Raw genomic sequence first — 18,760 nt, forward strand, 5'->3', positions numbered from 1 at the left:
TTCTCACTGATTTCTCCCCTTTTTTGCTAAGGATTCCACATACCAACAACAACCTTTTCAAGTGGGAAGAAGGACGATTACAGATTAAACTAGATCAAATGCCCTATGACTATGGCAAAAGTTTATAGGGCTGGTAATAGGTTTTGCTTTTGGTGGTTCATCAAATAGTTTATCCAAACATTCCTGCAAGTTTATTTTAATAAATGTTCAGCCTAATGAAAACATCAAGATTTGATAAGGCCTGTTATACTTAGCCATATCCTTGAGCACTTTTAAGATGAGTATAGTATTAGTGCGGTCCAGATTTGTATCATCACCGACTTTTCTGTTGTTCCCACGAAGGATTTAATATGCAGGGTCTGCTTAATTTCCCTAAAAAAATCTCAACCTGCCAGCGGCTTTTATAAAGCTCGCTAATTGTGTTTGCTGTCCAGGTCATTTGGTTGGTAATGAGTTCTATGGTCTGCTTGTTTTTCTAGTCCCAATTTACTACTCTCCTGAGTTTCTTACCGTATTTTTTTAGAGGCCGTATTTTTGAGTTCAATCAGTTCATCTATTATGATATGTTGATGCTTGTTTTCAGGCAGGGTGATTTCGCTCTTAGATTCGTACTGAAAGTTTTCTTTACGCCTGATGACAAAATACACACCCTTGCTTTCCCAGACATTCAGCAGATAAAATCATTGTAAAAACTGTCTGCCACAATCCCGCTTCCCTCTTTTCGCTGTTTTGTACTTTGCCCAGTCAAATAAGGACAGGCATAGACTCATTCTTGTAGAATCCAGCAAAAAGATTCTGGACTTAATTCTGAATTTCACCTGCTTAAAGCGGGCCTGCTGTCCCAGAATTTCCAGCAGGCAGAAATAGTAATCTTTAAACAGACTATAATCCCTGTGCTTGTTTTGGTAGCTGACACTGGATTTTTATGGCGCCTTTTGTACCCCTATATGATTTGAGTTACTTGTAACAGAGCGAAGACCAATACTAATATCACGTACCGATTGACTTTTCGCAAATTGGCAGAAGGGCATCGACACCAAATGCGTCCAGCTGTTATAACCTTTATTATGCTTGTTTGTTTTCTTGCTTAGGGCAAGCTTATTGAAATTTGAACGGTCAGGGCAAACGCATCATATTTTGATTAAATGAAGGTATAAAAAAGTATGATTAAAGCTTTGTTTTAACTTACTTTTTGCTGTAAAATATTGTATATTATACTGACAATCAGTATTTTAATTAAATTTTTATGGCGGGTAATCTAAGCAAGCTTCAGGATTTGAACGACATCCTTGTGATGGCTATAATTGCGGTGATGGAGGTTACTTTAGATCATTCTCCGTAATTGCGAAGGTAGATGGCAAAATCAACTCGACAGCAAGGGCTACGGTCCTACTTGTCTTAAAATTATGGCTAAACATTACGGAAGGAATTACCCGGGAAAGTATCAATTTCTATGATTTAGGTGAAGCACACTTAAATTCTTAACTGCGCAGTCAGCATTTTAAGTGTACACTTAAGGATTTATGCGCACACTTACCAGTTTAAGTGTGCAGTCACCCCATTTTAGGTGTAAAATCTGCTTTTTTTTAACATCAGTATTGTAGGTTCGTTTAAGCAATCAACCAATGCTGCTTCTAATCATGGTACTCTATATTACTATATTTCCCTATTTAAGGACTACAAAGAAGAGCCTCACTGGTTTATTACTAGTTGCCTCTTCTACGTCCTGGCTTCGAGTCTGCTTCGAGTCTGCTATGTGTCTGCTTCGGCTCGGCCCGAAGCAAACAGCCATAAAACACATAGCAAAGCGGTATCCGAAAAGTTTCAGTACAAACCCCATATCAACCAGAACGTTTCATCAAAAGACAAAGTTGGAAAGGTCTAAAATTAAAATAGCGGAATGCCGGATCAATTCCGAGAATGCTACATCCAATGTCCAGTGCAGTTTGTTGTCTATGCTCCAATGCGAGAGGACAATGTGCTGGAATTCCCTGGTGCTTTTTATTTTATTACCGCATTTAGGTCCGGTCATTTACCACGGTTTCCGAGTTTCTATCTTTCCGTGCCCGCTGTCAATATCTTCATCTGTCTGGATCTCTTTTGAAAACCTGAATTCATTCCCTATATTTTTTAAATAACAGCTCCTGATTGTTTTTTATGCCAAAACATAATCCGCCTCTTTTGCGATGATCTTTTCGGCAATGTCCGTCTGAGAGCCCATGGCATCAATGGTCACAATGTTGTTTTTCAGGCTTAGCACCTCTAATAATTGGGGAGCTCAGGCACTGACCATATGACCCAGTGATTTTTTGCTATGCAGTTTAGCTCAACGTATGGTTTTGCCATCGATGTTTACGATTTCCTTTACATCGGTAACTTTTATCAGTTCGGAAACCTATTCTATAAAACAACGCTCAAATGCTGACTGTCATTGGCGCGATGATCCGGTTAAAGGCGTCGTGTGAAAGGATCCTGTTCTCTAAATTAAGGAACTCAGTCAACCATTCTTCTTTGGCCTGACAATATTCCCCAATATTACCCCAGGTATCTGCCCCACAAATCACAGCAATTATAGCCATCACAAGGATGGCGTTCAAATCGTGAAGCTTGCTTAGCTCCCTTCTGTTGTCTTCTATGTGCTTAAAAACACCTAACAATAACCCGTCATAACAGTTTAATTAAAATGCTGATTATCATTATAATATATAATATTTATAGCAAAAAAAAGCTGAAAAAAAAGCTTTAATCATACTTCCTTATAACTTCATTTAGTCAAAATATGATGCGTTTGCCCTGGCAATTAAGAGTCAAAACCTAATTACAGTCAAATTGCCTACTGGTAAATAACTTCAAAGAATCTCAATAAAAAGTTACAATTACTACTAACTTTTGTAAAATCCCAACTGTTAAATTATGTTAACCTATCACCTAGATAACCACCTTTTACATAGCTTAGCCTCCTATTATTTTAATTGACGTTATCGTATTATTACTTATCTTTGCACAATGTTTAAAATTAAACACCTTACATTATTAAGCTTCACCATCATTGCTTTGACCTTTGCGGGCTGTAAAAGCCAGTTTGAGAAAATCCGTCTAAGCAATGACATCGCTAAAAAAAATCAGGAGGCAATGCGACTTTATAATAAGAAAAGCTACAATAAGGCTTTGATCTTGTTTGAAGACCTTTCTCAGAAATACAGAGGAAGAGATGGGGCGCAGCAACTGAATTATTATTATGCGATGACCCTTTATAATTTAAAGGATTATGCCACCGCCAGGTATCAGTTTAAGGTATTTGCAGACACCTACCCGACCAGTGAGTATGCAGAAGAGTGCAGGTACATGAGTGCTTATTGTTACTACCTTGAATCCCCTGATCCAAGTTTAGATCAAGAGAACACACTGAAAGCAATCGATGCACTTCAACTTTTTATTAACTTTTATCCAAAAAGCGAGCGTGCTATCGAAGCAACAAAGTACATTGCCATACTTAGGGCAAAACTTGAGGACAAGGCGTTTGCCAATGCTAAAATGTACTATGAATTAGGAGGGTATGACATTACCAATTATAAATCGGCAGTCATTGCATTGAAAAATGCACAGATTGACTTTCCTGATATTAAATATGCAGAAGAAATGGATCTATTGATCGTTAAATCCCAGTTTAATTATGCGAAAAACAGTACTGAGATCCGTCAGGAAGACAGGTATAATGAAGCAGTTACTTATGCGAGTGAGTTTATAGAATCCCACCCCAAGAGTGCATTACTTGCTGAAGCAAAGGAGTTGAAGGCTGAAAGTGAAACTGCCGTTGTAAACGTAAAAAAATACTTTGCAACTCAGGAAGCTTTAACTGCCAAGTACAAAGCACAACTGACAAAGGAAAACAAAAATCAAAGAGATACTACAAATAAAACCCCAATAAAATAATGAATACGAATAAACCAGCAGTTCCAAATACAACAGTTACAAGGAATGTTAATGACCTTGACCAAAAAACTGGAAACATTTACGAGTCTTTAGTAATCATTTCTAAACGGGCTAATCAGATTTCAAACAACATGAAAGAAGAGTTACACGGTAAATTGGCCGAATTTGCTTCTTCAAATGACAACTTAGAAGAGATCTTTGAAAACAGAGAGCAAATTGAAATTAGCAAGCACTATGAGCGCATGCCGAAACCTAGTTTGATCGCTGTTGATGAATTCCTTAACGATAAAATTTACCACAGGAATCCAGCTAAGGATTTATAATATCTGGCATTGGATTAATTTGCTTTCATGCATTAATAACCATGCTAAAAGATAAAAAAATTATTTTAGGCGTTTGCGGTAGCATAGCAGCATATAAGTCAGCAATACTTGTAAGGCTACTCATAAAATCTGGTGCAAACGTCAAAGTTATTTTAACGGCTGACGCGGCAAATTTCATTACACCGCTTACCTTGGCCACCCTCTCTAGAAACCCTGTTTACACGCAATATTTTGATGCGGAAACAGGCGTTTGGAGCAATCACGTCGAATTGGGCCTTTGGGCAGACTTGATGATTGTCGCGCCTGCCAGTGCAAATACTCTTGCTAAAATGACGGCCGGCTTGTGCGACAACCTACTCACAGCAGTTTATTTATCGGCAAAATGCCCTGTTTTCTTTGCTCCGGCAATGGATCTTGACATGTGGAAGCACGAAAGCACCGTTCATAACATTCAACAGTTGCATTCCTATGGAAACAGCCTGATTTCACCGAGAAGTGGAGAACTTGCCAGCGGTCTGCACGGTGAAGGAAGAATGGCGGAGCCGGAAGAAATTATTGATCACCTCGTTAAATCTTTACGACAAAGCCTACCACTTTTCGGGAAAACCGCATTAGTAACAGCCGGTCCAACTTATGAGGCAATCGATCCTGTTCGATTCATAGGGAATCATTCATCTGGCAAAATGGGTTTTGCCATTGCCGATGAGTTGAGTGTATTGGGTGCATCAGTAACGTTGATCAGCGGCCCGACTGTCGCAAAAACTATGCATCAAGCTAACCGAATTGACGTGGTTAGTGCGGCTGATATGCTAGAAGCTTGTACTGCCGAATTTAGTACCGCAGACATTGTGGTGATGAGTGCAGCTGTTGCTGACTATACACCTGCTGTTGTTGAGCAACAAAAGATTAAAAAGGTGGAAGGTGATTTTAGCCTTGTACTTAAAAAAACGGAGGATATTTTAGCGACACTAGGAAAGCTGAAGAAACCGGGGCAAATATTGGTAGGCTTCGCTTTAGAAACCAATAATGAGGAAGAGCACGCGATTGGGAAGCTGAAAAAGAAAAACCTCGACCTTATTGTTCTTAATTCCTTAAACGACCAGGGTGCTGGCTTCAAGTCTGACACCAATAAAATTACTATATTCAATAAGGCTTTGGAGAAGACGATTTTTGATCTCAAATCAAAGGCCGAAGTTGCCAAAGACATTTGTGCTGAAATATTAAAATTGGTCTGATCATGAAGTGCCCTTTGCTTTTCATAATTCTATTGTTACTAATCGGCTTTGAATCGGCGCTTACCGCACAGGAATTAAACGCACGTGTGCAGGTTCTCGCTCCTACCGTTCCAAACATCGACAAAAGAAATTTAGAGGTACTGCAAAAGAACATCAGAGAGTTTTTGAATAACAACAAATGGAGTAATGAAACTTACGCTCCCCAAGAAAGAATTGAATGCAACTTTGTGATCACCCTATCGGAATGGGACGGCAATTCGGCTTATAAAGCGGAAGCACAAATTCAATCCAGCAGACCTATTTACGGATCCGCTTACAATTCTACCTTACTCAACCTAAACGATAAAGATTTTGATTTTAACTTTACTGAAGGACAATCATTAGATTTTTCTGACCAAAACTACCTTACAAACCTAAGTTCTCTGCTTGGTTTTTATGCCTATACCATTATGGGCTTAGATAAAGACAGTTTTAGCTCCTTAGGAGGAACAATATTTCATAAGAAAGCACTGACGTTACTGAGCAATGCACAGGTATCGTCAAATAGTGGCTGGAAAGCGTTTGACGGGTTAAGGAATAGGTATTGGTTAAATGAAAACTTTCTGAATAAAGGGTTCGAAGAACTTAGGGTATTCATTTACGACTACCATTTTAATGGGTTAGATAAGCTACAGGATAATCCAGGAAGAGGCGTAAAGAGAATAATCAGCCTATTGGGCGGTCTAAAACAGATGGATAAGCAAAAGCTAGGTTCTATCTTCCCAAACTTTTATTTTGCTAGTAAAGCAGATGAAGTTATTAATATACTCTCTATTCAAACCGGTGATCCAACAGACAGGATCAAAGCTTACAATCTTTTGATTGAAGTTGACCCAGCGAATATAAACAAATACGAGCGCTTAAAACAAGCTTCAGTACCACTCAAAGAATCCCTTAAAAAGAATTAGATAAAATCATCTCGATTATTGGTTAAATAACCGGAAGGGAGCGGATCTCTTATTTTTTTGTACAATTGAATAAACACTCATTGCTTAAGTTTTCATAATTTAGCGGAGCATATGCTACAAAAACTTACTATCCGTAATTACGCACTCATAGATAGTGTAGACCTTGATTTAGATAAGGGTTTGAATATAATAACTGGTGAAACAGGGGCGGGTAAATCAATCATGCTGGGTGCGTTGTCTCTTATCTTAGGTCAGCGAGCAGAGACCAGATACTTCTTTAACCAAGCAAAAAAGTGTATTATCGAAGGAATTTTTACTTTAAGTGGTAATCTATTGCAGTCACTTTTCGAAGAACACGACATTGATTTCCACGAAGAAACTATTTTACGAAGAGAGATTTCTACAGACGGTAAGTCACGTGCGTTTATTAACGACACCCCTGTTACGCTTTCCTTAATGAAAACAGTCGGTGAACAACTGATTGACATTCACTCTCAGCACGCCACATTAGAAATTAACGACCCGGGGTTTCAGCTGTTGATAGTTGATATATTATCTAACCATTCAGAACTGCTTGGCAGCTACCGTTCTACGTATAAGGGCTTCAAGAAAAACCAACAATTGCTCACTGAACTAAAATCGGGAGCAGCTAAAGCGAGAAGCAAGCAGGATTATGAACAATTTTTGTTTAATGAATTAGAAACCGCAGCATTTAAATTAGACGAGCAAGAAAAGTTAGAACATGAGCTGGAGTTGCTCAACAATTCAGAAAATATTAAGAAAGGTCTGTTAACAAGTAACAACTTGTTAACAGAAGAGGAAGTCTCTGTACTGTCTCTACTAAAAGAAAGTTTGAGTCAGCTGCAAGGAATCGAGAAATTCAATGCAGACTATGAGTTGTTAACAGCAAGACTGAAGTCAGTACTTATAGAGGTAAAAGACATATCGCAGGAGACTACTACCTTTGAACAGAATATTAACTTTAATCCATCGAGGATTGAAGAGATCAACTGCAGGTTAGACACCATTTACACCTTACAACAAAAACACAGGGTTGGTACTGTCGAAGAATTACTCGGCGTGCAAAACCAGCTATCTAATAGCCTGCAAAGCTTGCTAAATAGCGATGAGGAAATTGAAAAACTTGAACTTAAGATTAGAAAGTCAGTCGCTGAACTTGAAAAAACTGCAACTATACTTTCTACAAACAGAGCTAAATCCATTGTGGTTGTAGAAGAACAAGTGATCCATACTCTTGCGAAAGTTGGGATGCCCAATGCAAAGATTAAGATAGAAAAGGTTTCGAGCAAGGAGCTGAATAAAGATGGTAAAGATCAAATTACCCTATTGTTCTCTGCGAATACTGGTCAGCCACTAGCGCCTGTCGCAAAGGTCGCTTCGGGAGGAGAGCTTTCAAGGTTAATGTTATCTATAAAGTCGATTCTGGCCAAACATACTGCATTACCAACATTGATATTCGATGAGATTGATACAGGAATTTCTGGAGAAACAGCAGTTCGTGTAGGGAATGTGATTGGAGAATTGGAAGCAAACATGCAAGTGATTTGTATTACACATTTGCCTCAAATTGCTGCGAAGGGAGATGCTCATTATTTCGTTTACAAGAATGAAGAATCAGAACGGACAACTACTGGAATTAAGAGGCTGAAGCCTGCCGAGCGAATTGTTGCCATTGCCGAGATGCTTAGCGGAAAAGATCCTGGAGTTTCAGCGTTGCAAAATGCACGGGATCTATTGGCATCAAAGTAATTCTTTGCAGCAGGTTTCTTCATAAGTTTTATATTTTTCTTACTTTCGATAATTAAAAGCAGAACAACAAAACAAAAAAATATGTACAATTTATTAAAAGGTAAACGCGGTATCATTACCGGGGCACTTGATCAAAATTCCATTGCTTGGAAGGTGGCTGAAAAAGCGCATGAAGAAGGCGCTACGTTTGTACTAACAAACGCACCCATTGCTATGAGAATGGGAGAAATCAACAACTTAGCAGAAAAAACAGGATCCCAAATTATTCCTGCAGACGCTACAAATGTTGAAGATTTGACCAACCTGTTTACCCAATCGCAGGAAATACTTGGTGGTAAGATAGATTTTGTTCTACATTCCATAGGTATGAGTGTGAACATTCGCAAGAAAATACCATACACAGAATCTAACTACGATTACTTCATGAAAGGCATTGATGTTTCTGCCCTGTCATTCCACAAAATGATGGCCGTTGCTAAGAAACTTGATGCAATCAGCGAAGGAGGAAGTGTAGTTGCATTAACCTACATGGCTGCTCAGCGTACTTATCCATTCTATACAGATATGGCAGATATAAAAGCAATGCTGGAATCAATCGCAAGAAGCTTTGGATATCACTATGGTCTTGACAAAAAAGTGAGAATCAATACCGTTTCACAATCACCTACCAAAACTACTGCCGGAACAGGGATTAAAGGATTTGGCGATTTCTACGACTATGCAGATGCCATCGCTCCTCTTGGAAACGCGGATGCTGCCTCATGTGCTGATTACTGTATCACTTTGTTTTCTGACTTAACTAGAATGGTCACCATGCAGAACCTTTTCCATGATGGAGGATATTCTTCAACGGGAGTTAGCGACTCTATTATGACGAGGTTAGGAGTTGATCCTGAAGCTTAATAAAAATAAATACCTGAGCGCCTGGATCTTTATCCGGGCTTTTTTGTTAAGTGTTATAATTTTTTTTAACCTATCCTTCGCATTTGCGCAGGGTTCTTCTACGATTACAGGAATAGTTAAAGATAATAAAGGCGAAGTACTACCAGGTGCGGCAATCTATCTAAGTGGATACAAAATAGCAACAGTTGCCAACAACGAAGGAAAGTTTACCATCGGAAGTCTAAAACCGGGAAATTACGAGATCCTGGTACAGGTGATTGGTTTTCTACCTCAAAACAAAAACGTAGTGCTTGCTGACAAAACCGTCAATGTAGAAATCGTGCTATCGGAAAATGTAACAGAGTTGACTGAGGTTGTGATCAACGCAGATCCAAATAGGCAACGTTACCTGGAAATGTTTAAGAATTCTTTTATTGGCAATACACCAAATTCTAAAAAGTGTAAAATTTTAAATCCGGAAGTAATACAAACGGATTACAACAAATCTAAGAGAGTACTGACCGTTACCGCAACAGACTTCCTGATCATTGAGAACAAGGCACTTGGCTATCGCATAAAATACCTACTTAATTTTTTCGAAAGTGATGAAAATGCTAACGTGGTATTTTACTCGGGACACCCCCACTTTGAAGAATTAGAACGTAGAGAATCTAAATGGCAAAAGTACATGAAGCTAAGAGAAATTGCCTACGCAGGCTCGTCACAACATTTTTTTAGCTCGTTGTACCATAACAGGGTTAAAGAAGAAGGGTTTATAATCAATAAAATCGCTAAAGTACCAAATAAAAACAGGCCACCGGACGATCTGATTAACGCCAATATATCAAGACTAAGCAGAACATATTATGGCGATTCAAGGCTAAATGGAATGTTTACCGATTCCCTGAGGTACTGGCGAAACATGCGAACAGAACCAGCTACACTTTCCGTTCTCAACCGTTCGGAAGTCCTTATAGATACGCTCGTAAAGCAGATTTTTAAAGGGGTTCAATCCATAGCGTATAACGATGCATTATATGTGATCTATACTAAAGAACGTGAAACTGTTGAGTACACTAACATGTCGGGCCATAGCGTAAACCGTCCTATTGACATTCCAAATTACCAAATCTCCGTAGTTCATCAGTTGCTTTCACCTGCCAGCTTTTACGAAAATGGTGGCATTTTTGATCCCAGAGCGTTACTTTATGAAGGTTTCTGGGCGTATGAAAAGATTGCAGACATGGTTCCCATGGATTACATCCCTAATATAAATAGGTAAAATTACTACCTGATTACTAAATTTATTAGTAATTTTACCTAATGATAGCTGATAAGGATTTACCGGAAAATTACCACAAAGGACGAGGTGCTCAATTTAATCCACATAACCGTTTTGCTAAGAATGACTATGTTAAGCAGCACGATGAAGGAATTGATGATTGGGAGGATCACCCACAAAAGACAAGCTTTATTCTTGGAAAATCTAAGTCTATCGTGAACAAAGTCGATAGTCCTGATGTGGGCATGGCCTATTCACTAAATCCCTATCAGGGTTGTGAGCACGGCTGCACCTATTGCTATGCTAGAAATGCACATGAATATTGGGGTTTTAGTGCGGGTTTAGACTTTGAGCGAAAAATCATCGTGAAGACTGATGCGCCGGAACTGTTCAGGAAATTTCTGGAAAGAAAAAGTTGGGATGCCAGCACTATATCTTTATCCGGCAATACCGACTGCTACCAACCTGCAGAACGAAAATTTAAGATTACCAGACAGCTCTTAGAGATCGCTTTGGAATATAAGCAGCCAATTGAAATGATCACTAAAAACGCACTGATATTAAGAGACGCTGACCTCTTGCAAGAATTGGCGAAGCTGAATCTGTGTACGGTGTATGTTTCAATAAACAGTTTAAACGAAAGTTTGAGGTCAAAGATGGAACCGAGAACTACAACAGCAAAACAACGCCTTAAGATCGTAGAAGAACTTAGTAAGAATGGCATCCCGATGGGTGTTATGGCTGCACCACTTATTCCAGGCTTAAGCGACCACGAAATACCTGCTATTTTGAAAGCAATTGCTAGTGCTGGTGCTAAATCTGCAGGATATACGGTGGTCCGGTTGAACGGAGCGATTGGCGGAATCTTCAAAGACTGGCTAAGGAAAAATTTCCCGGACAGATTTGAAAAGGTTTGGCACCTTATTCAATCCTGTCATAGGGGCAACGTAAACGACAGCAGGTTTAGCGATAGGATGCGTGGTGACGGGAATATTGCTCAGATAATTAGTGACAATTTCAAGCTACATTGCCGTTTAAACCACTTGAACGAGAAAAGAGTAATGCTGGACTCTAGTCTTTTTAGCGTACCTAAAGTCCAACTTAGCTTATTTTAAAAGGCTCAATCCGATTAGGAAAGGAAATTGTCACACTCCCTATAAGCCTTAATTACGAGCAGCTCACCATCTTTTCCAGACTTGGAATTGCCATGTTCCATGCCCATTACTCCTTTGTAACCTTTATTGTAGATATGCTTAAAAAGATTTTTATAGTTGATCTCGCCAGTTGTTGGCTCGTTTCTTCCTGGATTATCACCTATCTGGATATAAGCGATCTCATCCCAACACCTATCCATATTTACTATTAGCTGCCCTTCGGTCTTCTGCATGTGGTAAATATCATAGAGAATTTTACATGCGGGACTTTGAACAGCCTTGCAAACGGCGTACGTTTCATGTGTTTGTTGCAGAAACAGTTCTGGGGTATCACTTAGAGTTTCCAAAACCATAACTAATCCATGCGGTTCAAAGATTTCTGCTCCAGCACGCATGGCATCAATTACATTTGCGAATTGATTGCCGTAAGGAAGTTTACGTTCATAGAAACCGGGTACTACAGTCAGCCATTTTGCATCACACCTTTTGGCTGCTTCCACAGAACGCTTGCAAGTATCGATAAATTTATCTTTGAATTCCTTTTTCCCGGTAGTGAGTGATGTTTTCCAATTGTCGCCACCATCAACAACAAAAACTCCCATACGCATGCCAAGCTTAGCCAATAAATTACCAATTTTGGTTTGCTCTTCAATAGAACGGCCAAGGAAACCATTATCTTCGATAGCGCGGAAGCCCTGATCATACATGTATTGGATTTGATCTAGGAAACTGTTTCCAGCATTGTTACCGAACATCCCCTGGTGAGGTGCATAGTTAAGATTGAAGGTTTTAGCGGCACTTATTGAAGCAGAGTTCTGCTCATAATTTGCTGCAAAGCCAGCTAATGAAGAACCTGCAACAAGCGCTCCGGAAGCAACAAAGCTGTTCTTTAAAAAATTCATTCTATTCATATTTTTGGTTTAGATTTGGTTGCACTAATTTAATTAATTTTATCGATCAGCAATTAATTTTTTGAAACCCACTGTGAGCGTATCAGATATATTGCCATCCTTTTGACGATAAATGATGTAGGCTTCTAAATCACGATGAGATTTGATAAATGTCATTGCTTCATTCACTTCCATTGCCATTATCGCGTTATCATACCCATCTGCGGTGATTGCATCTTTGGCATATAACGTAGCGCTGATTATTGAATTTTGCAAGGGATAGCCTGTTTTTGGATCGATGAGATGGGAAATTTTCTTTGAACCTTGCTGTAAATACTTTCGGTAATTACCAGAGGTAGTAATCGCACCGTTGCTCAGCTCAATAACGTGCTTGAAAGCGGGTTCCGGGTTTAAACCATCGCCAGGACCTTCTATCCCAATTCTGAAATGGCTACCGTCTGGCTTAGTACCTTTTATCCTCAGCTCTCCTCCTATCTCAACTACAAATGAGGTTACGCCCTTCTTTAACAGATAGCTTGCCACAACATCCACACTGTATCCCTGCGCAATTCCGTTGACGTCTACCTGAATACATGGCTTAGTCTTTCGAAGAAATGATCCATCTAGACTCAGATTCTTCATACCCACACACGGTAAAATTTGCTTTATAGTCAGGCTATCAGGGAAATCTTGTATTGGCTTCGCTCCAAACCCCCATACCTGCACCAAAGGCTTCACTGTAATATCGAATTTTCCTTTCGTAGACTTTGTGATCTCAAACGACCTCTTAATCACTTTTAGAAAATGCGGATCAAGCTGTAATCCTCCTGAAGAAGCATTTAGCTTGTTGATCAGTGAATATGGTTTGTATAGGGACATGGAAGAATCAATCTGCGAGAGAATGCTATCCACCGCATTTTTGGTTACTATACTATCTCTTGCAAAGTACTTTATGGTATAATCGGTTCCCTGGGCAAAGCCATGAATGAAATATTGCTGCTGGTACTCCTTTCTTAAAATGAGGATTAGCAGCGATATTAACAAAACAATGGCATTATAACGGAACATCAGTTTGAGGCCCCTAAATCACTTTGGTTTTACCTGGCGTCGGTATCGGATACAATCCGCTGGCATCAGGTAAAATCTTTGGCTTAGCAGTCCAGCTCAGTTCATCTGGAAACAAGTTATTGTCAGCAGCCAAGCCCTCTGCCCAACTAATTTTCTTGCCGGAATATGTTGCATACCTGCCGATGATCGCCGTCATACAGCTTGTTGCACCGCGCTCTGCATCGTGGAACTTGTACTCTCCTTTTGCTATTGCATCAAAAAGTTCATCGTGCTCAGTCTGATATGGATTTGGATTTGTCTTTGCACTGTAGTTGTAAAGCGACTTTCCTTTGGTATCCACAATTCTACCAATATTACTTCCCGCATCAAGGTGAATCCGACCCTTTGTTCCTTGGAACCCCTCATCTACACGATTATCAATACCTTCAAAATGACGACATTGACTATGTACTACAGCTCCATCCGCGTATGTTAACTCCACAGAGTGATTGTCGTAAATCTCTCCGTACTGCTTACCTGTTCTCCAAGCGCGACTTCCTGTTCCTTGCACAGAAACTGGTGGCCCATTTTTTATCCAGTTGGCGATATCGATATTGTGAACGTGTTGCTCTACGATATGATCTCCGCACAGCCAGTTGAAGTAGTACCAGTTTCGCATTTGGTATTCCATTTCAGTTTGATTAGGCTCACGGTCTTTTACCCAAACACCGCCGCTATTCCAATATACCTGACCACTGGTAACATCACCAATCATACCATCTTGAACACGCTTTATAGCTTCTCTGTAACTATTCTGGTATCTTCGCTGCAGTCCAACCACTACATTTAGTTTTTTACTTTCGGCAAGCTTCGCCGCTGCAAGCACCCTTCTAATTCCGGGGGAGTCGACCGCTACAGGCTTCTCCATAAAAATGTGCTTGTTTTGATTTACTGCTTCTTCGAAATGACCAGGTCTAAATCCTGGAGGGGTTGCCAATAAAACAACGTCCGCCAGTGCAATAGCATTTTTATAGCCATCAAACCCTACAAACCTGCGTTCTTTAGGAACGTCAACTTTATCTCCAAACTTCTCTTTTATGTCTTTATAAGCGCCTTCGAGTCTGTCGCTAAATGCATCTGCCATAGCAACTAACTTCAAGTTTTGCTTCGTGCTTAATGCCTGAAACGCAGCTCCGGTGCCTCGGCCACCACAACCGATCAATGCAATCTTAATGGTATCATCAACTGTGGAATGTGCTGCTCCGCCACCGGCAAAAGCTACTCCATTCATCATTACTCCTCCAGCAACCAAAGCAGAGGCTTTTAAAAATTCACGGCGTTTGTCACGCAATTCTTCATTGTTCATTGTGATTCTGTTTTATATGTGGCTATCAAATGTGTTGAATTTTATAAATCTTTAATAGGTGCCTTATTGTAATAAGCATCTATATATTCTTGAGAGGGCTTAACTAGAGGTCTTACTAAACGAAGACCAACAAAGGGTGCTTCAGGAAACCACCAATTACTTTTAGGAATCTGCGGATCCAACTGCTTCCATGCGGGATCAGAAGGAAATCTCGCGGCCGATCTCAAATCTGTTGCAGCATCGTTATAAGCACCACCCCTAACTACCATTGGATAAAGCTTCTCCGGATTAGCTACCGGATTATTCGCTTTCGCATCTACGACACTCGCATAAAATTCTGGTAAATATTGGTCATATGTCCACTCAGATACGTTTCCGTACATGTCATAAAGTCCCCATGGATTGGGTTTCTTCGCTCCTACTTTATGTGTTTTGCCATCGCTGTTAGCGTCATACCAAGCGAAGTCGCTCAGCTTCTTTTCGTCGTTCCCAAAAGAAAATTCCGTTGTAGTTCCGGCGCGACAAGCGTATTCCCATTCCGCTTCGGTAGGCAATCGATAGAATTCACCCGTTCGGGCGTAAAGCCATTTACAAAATTGTATCGCATTGTAATGTGTCATGGCAAGGGCAGGTTGTCCCTCTTTACCCATTCCAAATGTCATGTCGAGATATGGTTTTGTGGGTCTGGTTACCGCATCAACATTCGCAGCTACTGCGCCAACATTATGTGAAACCTCAAGGTCCTTATATAAAAAAGGCTCATAAATATCCCAGATCACTTCGTAAGTACCAATCCAAAACGAGTCTACCTTAACTTCATGTATCGGTTGCTCATCAGGTTTACCTTTTTTGCTGCCCATAAGGAACGTTCCCCCAGGAATGCCTTGCATTTGAAAAGAAAGCTTAGTTCCGGTGATCTCTTGTTTGTATGCCTTCGGCTTTTCCTGCGCAAAACTAATGGATGCTGCCAATACAAAAGGAAAAAGCATTGATATTTTCATTCTCAATATTAATGTGTTATATTAAAACCTAACCTAGTTTTTTCTAAAATAGGGCCAATAATCCATATACCAAAATTTCCGTAACTAAAACACAAAAAAACCCCTAAAAGCTATTTGCTCGCAGGGGTGGTAATATGGTTTAAACGAAATGCTTACTCTACGCTTCCCTCTTCTTTTTTCTTTTTCTTACCAGGGCTCCTGTTCTCAACTACAATCACATCATTCTCTTTATCATAATCAATCTCAAGAGTGTCTCCGTCACTGATCTCACCTTTCAGTATCTCCTCAGCGATAGGGTCCTCTAAGTATTTTTGAATTGCTCTCTTTAGTGGACGCGCACCAAAATTGATATCAAATCCTTTATCAGCGATAAAATCTTTCGCTACTTCAGTCAATTTAACTTCATAACCAAGGTTGTGAACGCGACCAAATAATGATTTCAATTCTATGTCAATGATTTTGAAAATCTCGTCTTTTCCTAAAGTATTGAATACCACTACATCATCAACACGATTTAAAAACTCAGGAGCGAAAGAACGTTTCAAGGCACTTTCAATTACCCCCCTCGAATGGGTGTCAATCTGATTTACCTTAGCCGTCGTTGAGAAACCCACACCTTGTCCGAAATCTTTCAATTGACGTGCGCCAATGTTAGAAGTCATAATGATAATTGTGTTTCTAAAGTCGACTTTTCTACCTAAACTATCGGTAAGCTGACCTTCGTCCAACACTTGAAGTAAAATATTGAACACATCAGGGTGAGCTTTCTCTATCTCATCAAGAAGAATGACTGCGTAAGGTTTGCGACGAACTTTCTCTGTCAACTGTCCGCCCTCCTCATAACCCACGTATCCGGGAGGAGCACCAACTAAACGTGACACTGCGAACTTCTCCATGTACTCACTCATGTCTATCTGAATTAGTGAGTCATCACTATCAAACATGAAACGGGCAAGTTCTTTAGCAAGCTCAGTTTTACCAACACCAGTAGGGCCTAAGAATATAAACGATCCAATTGGCTTCTTAGGGTCCTTTAAACCAGCTCGTGTACGTTGGATAGCTTTCGTTAACTTTTTTATTGCATCTTCTTGACCAATGATTTTCTCAGCAATGGTTTCGTACATATTCAATAGTTTTATGCTATCGGTCTGTCCAACACGTTGCAAAGGAATACCAGTCATCATCGAAACCACCTCAGCTACATTGTCTTCAGAAACAGTATAACGTTTAGATTTAGTTTCATTTTCCCAGGCTGCCTTCGCGCGATCAAGTTCTTCTAAAAGATTCTTTTCAGTATCTCTTAGCTTAGCCGCTTCCTCGTACTTCTGGCTTTTAACAACTTTATTTTTCTCTAGCTTGATCTCTTCGATCTTATTTTCGATATCTATGATATTCTCTGGAACGTGAATATTTGTAAGATGAACTCTGGAACCTGCCTCATCCAAAGCATCAATAGCTTTATCTGGCAAAAACCTGTCAGTAACGTATCTTGAAGTCAAAGCAACACAAGCGTTTATTGCCTCATCTGTATAGGTTACACCATGATGATCTTCATATTTTTCTTTGATACGATTCAAGATCTCAACGGTTTCATCCGGAGTAGCCGGTTCGATCATTACCTTTTGGAAACGACGATCCAAAGCTCCATCCTTTTCAATATACTGACGGTACTCATCTAAAGTTGTGGCACCAATACATTGAATTTCGCCTCTAGCTAAAGCAGGTTTAAACATGTTTGAGGCATCCAAAGAACCTGAGGCCCCACCGGCACCTACAATAGTGTGAATCTCGTCAATGAACAAGATGACATCTGTCGATTTCTCCAACTCATTCATCACTGCCTTCATACGTTCTTCGAACTGGCCGCGGTACTTTGTACCGGCAACCAATGAAGCAAGATCAAGTGTCACTACCCTTTTATTAAATAATACCCTTGAAACTTTACGCTGTACAATCCTTAACGCCAAGCCTTCAGCAATTGCAGATTTACCCACGCCAGGCTCACCGATTAGGATTGGATTATTCTTTTTACGACGAGATAGGATCTGAGAAACGCGCTCAATTTCTTTCTCGCGGCCAACAATTGGATCCAATTTGCCCTCTTCAGCGGCCTTGGTAAGATCTCTTCCAAAATTATCTAGAACAGGGGTTTTTGACTTAATGTCAGAAACCTTTTTCGGACTGCTGAAAGTCTCTTCCTCTCGATAGTCATCATCTCCGGTAGAAGAACTATTTTGAGGATCATCTCTGAAACCGTTTTTATTCACTTCTACTTCCTGTTTAAATATTTCGTAATTGATACTGTATTGCAAAAGAATCTGAGAAGCAATGTTGTCATCATCCCTTAAAATAGAAAGCAATAAATGCTCTGTTCCTATTAAATCGCTTTTAAATATCTTAGCTTCCAAATAAGTAATCTTCAAAACTTTTTCCGCTTGCTTCGTCAACGGAATATTTCCAAGATTTACCGTAACACTTGATGTTCCTCTTACCGAATCTTCAATAGATCTGCGAAGCTTAATGGTATCAACCCCTAATGATCTTAAGATCTTAATGGCCATACCGTCGCCTTCGCGAATTAGGCCTAACAAAAGATGTTCTGCGCCTATATAATCATGACCTAATCTCAGGGCTTCTTCCCTGCTAAAAGAAATCACGTCTTTTACTTGTGGAGAAAATTTCGCTTCCATATATACTTTTCTAAATCCGGAATGCTCTAAACTATAAAATTTGTTTTATAAAAGCACCCCTGATTGTTTCTTTTTATCAACAATTACGCCATCTGATATTAAATAGATGTAGGCTCTGACGTAATTTCATAAATGTTACTAATTTTTGACGTAACCGCCGACCTGCAGGGATTAAACACGCTATTTTGTCAGATGAAATCTTATACTCGTAATCTTTCTGAACTTGCGTACCTTTCTTAT

The 18,760-nt window shown here is 39.8% G+C and carries 14 protein-coding genes and 2 pseudogenes; 8 read left to right on the plus strand and 8 right to left on the minus strand.

The window, feature by feature from the left end:
- Window positions 1-923: 923 nt before the first annotated feature.
- From ACHFIZ_RS06250 to ACHFIZ_RS06260, 3 genes and pseudogenes are all read right to left on the minus strand, one after another.
- Window positions 924-1,106, minus strand: a pseudogene (locus tag ACHFIZ_RS06250) (DUF4372 domain-containing protein); the annotation flags it as partial.
- Between the two features lie 1,052 nt (window positions 1,107-2,158).
- A pseudogene (locus ACHFIZ_RS06255) lies at window positions 2,159-2,275 on the minus strand (ISAs1 family transposase); the annotation flags it as partial.
- 139 nt (window positions 2,276-2,414) lie between these two features.
- On the minus strand, window positions 2,415-2,657 hold the full coding sequence (locus ACHFIZ_RS06260) for a transposase family protein (protein ID WP_410883943.1): 243 nt from the start codon (window positions 2,655-2,657) through the stop codon (window positions 2,415-2,417).
- A gap of 349 nt (window positions 2,658-3,006) precedes the next feature.
- On the opposite strand from ACHFIZ_RS06260, the gene ACHFIZ_RS06265 reads away from it, so the two are divergent.
- The 8 genes from ACHFIZ_RS06265 to ACHFIZ_RS06300 all read left to right on the plus strand — a co-directional run bounded on the left by ACHFIZ_RS06265 (window position 3,007) and on the right by ACHFIZ_RS06300 (window position 11,487).
- Entirely contained in the window at window positions 3,007-3,933 is a 927-nt protein-coding gene (locus tag ACHFIZ_RS06265; RefSeq protein WP_410883945.1) for an outer membrane protein assembly factor BamD, read from the plus strand.
- On the plus strand, window positions 3,933-4,256 hold the full coding sequence (locus ACHFIZ_RS06270; RefSeq protein ID WP_410883947.1) for a DNA-directed RNA polymerase subunit omega: 324 nt from the start codon (window positions 3,933-3,935) through the stop codon (window positions 4,254-4,256). The genes ACHFIZ_RS06265 and ACHFIZ_RS06270 overlap by 1 nt, the downstream gene beginning before the upstream one ends.
- A 41-nt stretch (window positions 4,257-4,297) precedes the next feature.
- Window positions 4,298-5,491 carry a bifunctional phosphopantothenoylcysteine decarboxylase/phosphopantothenate--cysteine ligase CoaBC gene (coaBC, locus tag ACHFIZ_RS06275; RefSeq protein ID WP_410883949.1) on the plus strand — a complete coding sequence of 398 codons (1,194 nt, stop codon included), beginning with the start codon at window positions 4,298-4,300 and terminating at the stop codon, window positions 5,489-5,491.
- 2 nt (window positions 5,492-5,493) lie between these two features.
- A complete protein-coding gene (locus tag ACHFIZ_RS06280) occupies window positions 5,494-6,438 on the plus strand; it encodes a DUF4835 family protein (protein WP_410883951.1) in 945 nt (314 codons plus the stop codon).
- Between the two features lie 111 nt (window positions 6,439-6,549).
- Window positions 6,550-8,208, plus strand: a complete 1,659-nt coding sequence (gene recN, locus ACHFIZ_RS06285) for a DNA repair protein RecN (RefSeq protein ID WP_410883953.1) — start codon at window positions 6,550-6,552, stop codon at window positions 8,206-8,208.
- 81 nt (window positions 8,209-8,289) lie between these two features.
- Entirely contained in the window at window positions 8,290-9,111 is an 822-nt protein-coding gene (locus tag ACHFIZ_RS06290; RefSeq protein WP_410883955.1) for an enoyl-ACP reductase, read from the plus strand.
- A gap of 43 nt (window positions 9,112-9,154) precedes the next feature.
- Window positions 9,155-10,372, plus strand: a complete 1,218-nt coding sequence (locus ACHFIZ_RS06295; RefSeq protein ID WP_410883957.1) for a carboxypeptidase-like regulatory domain-containing protein — start codon at window positions 9,155-9,157, stop codon at window positions 10,370-10,372.
- Between the two features lie 41 nt (window positions 10,373-10,413).
- Window positions 10,414-11,487, plus strand: coding sequence for a PA0069 family radical SAM protein (locus tag ACHFIZ_RS06300; RefSeq protein ID WP_410883959.1), 1,074 nt, complete (start codon window positions 10,414-10,416; stop codon window positions 11,485-11,487).
- 14 nt (window positions 11,488-11,501) lie between these two features.
- Here the strand turns inward: ACHFIZ_RS06300 and ACHFIZ_RS06305 are convergent, their stop codons facing one another.
- The 5 genes from ACHFIZ_RS06305 to ACHFIZ_RS06325 form a co-directional block, all read right to left on the minus strand.
- Complete coding sequence (locus ACHFIZ_RS06305; RefSeq protein ID WP_410883961.1) at window positions 11,502-12,437, minus strand: hydroxypyruvate isomerase family protein; 936 nt, start codon at window positions 12,435-12,437, stop codon at window positions 11,502-11,504.
- Window positions 12,438-12,476: 39 nt separating this feature from the next.
- Window positions 12,477-13,484 (minus strand): FAD:protein FMN transferase, encoded by a 1,008-nt coding sequence (locus ACHFIZ_RS06310; protein ID WP_410883963.1) that lies wholly within the window; start codon window positions 13,482-13,484, stop codon window positions 12,477-12,479.
- A 13-nt stretch (window positions 13,485-13,497) separates the two neighbouring features.
- Window positions 13,498-14,829, minus strand: a complete 1,332-nt coding sequence (locus tag ACHFIZ_RS06315) for a Gfo/Idh/MocA family protein (protein ID WP_410883965.1) — start codon at window positions 14,827-14,829, stop codon at window positions 13,498-13,500.
- A gap of 41 nt (window positions 14,830-14,870) precedes the next feature.
- Entirely contained in the window at window positions 14,871-15,830 is a 960-nt protein-coding gene (locus ACHFIZ_RS06320) for a formylglycine-generating enzyme family protein (RefSeq protein WP_410883967.1), read from the minus strand.
- A gap of 152 nt (window positions 15,831-15,982) precedes the next feature.
- Window positions 15,983-18,520 carry an ATP-dependent Clp protease ATP-binding subunit gene (locus ACHFIZ_RS06325; protein ID WP_410883969.1) on the minus strand — a complete coding sequence of 846 codons (2,538 nt, stop codon included), beginning with the start codon at window positions 18,518-18,520 and terminating at the stop codon, window positions 15,983-15,985.
- Window positions 18,521-18,760 lie beyond the last annotated feature (240 nt).

The sequence above is a fragment of the Pedobacter sp. JCM 36344 genome (assembly GCF_046546555.1).
Lineage (GTDB): Bacteria > Bacteroidota > Bacteroidia > Sphingobacteriales > Sphingobacteriaceae > Pedobacter.

Coding starts and splice junctions, on each gene's coding strand:
- recN (WP_410883953.1), top strand. CDS start 6,550: ATGCTACAAAAACTTACTATCCGTAATTACGCACTCATAGATAGTGTA.
- ACHFIZ_RS06265 (WP_410883945.1), top strand. CDS start 3,007: ATGTTTAAAATTAAACACCTTACATTATTAAGCTTCACCATCATTGCT.
- ACHFIZ_RS06270 (WP_410883947.1), top strand. CDS start 3,933: ATGAATACGAATAAACCAGCAGTTCCAAATACAACAGTTACAAGGAAT.
- ACHFIZ_RS06305 (WP_410883961.1), bottom strand. CDS start 12,437: ATGAATAGAATGAATTTTTTAAAGAACAGCTTTGTTGCTTCCGGAGCG.
- ACHFIZ_RS06325 (WP_410883969.1), bottom strand. CDS start 18,520: ATGGAAGCGAAATTTTCTCCACAAGTAAAAGACGTGATTTCTTTTAGC.
- ACHFIZ_RS06320 (WP_410883967.1), bottom strand. CDS start 15,830: ATGAAAATATCAATGCTTTTTCCTTTTGTATTGGCAGCATCCATTAGT.
- ACHFIZ_RS06300 (WP_410883959.1), top strand. CDS start 10,414: ATGATAGCTGATAAGGATTTACCGGAAAATTACCACAAAGGACGAGGT.
- ACHFIZ_RS06290 (WP_410883955.1), top strand. CDS start 8,290: ATGTACAATTTATTAAAAGGTAAACGCGGTATCATTACCGGGGCACTT.
- ACHFIZ_RS06310 (WP_410883963.1), bottom strand. CDS start 13,484: ATGTTCCGTTATAATGCCATTGTTTTGTTAATATCGCTGCTAATCCTC.
- ACHFIZ_RS06280 (WP_410883951.1), top strand. CDS start 5,494: ATGAAGTGCCCTTTGCTTTTCATAATTCTATTGTTACTAATCGGCTTT.
- coaBC (WP_410883949.1), top strand. CDS start 4,298: ATGCTAAAAGATAAAAAAATTATTTTAGGCGTTTGCGGTAGCATAGCA.
- ACHFIZ_RS06315 (WP_410883965.1), bottom strand. CDS start 14,829: ATGAACAATGAAGAATTGCGTGACAAACGCCGTGAATTTTTAAAAGCC.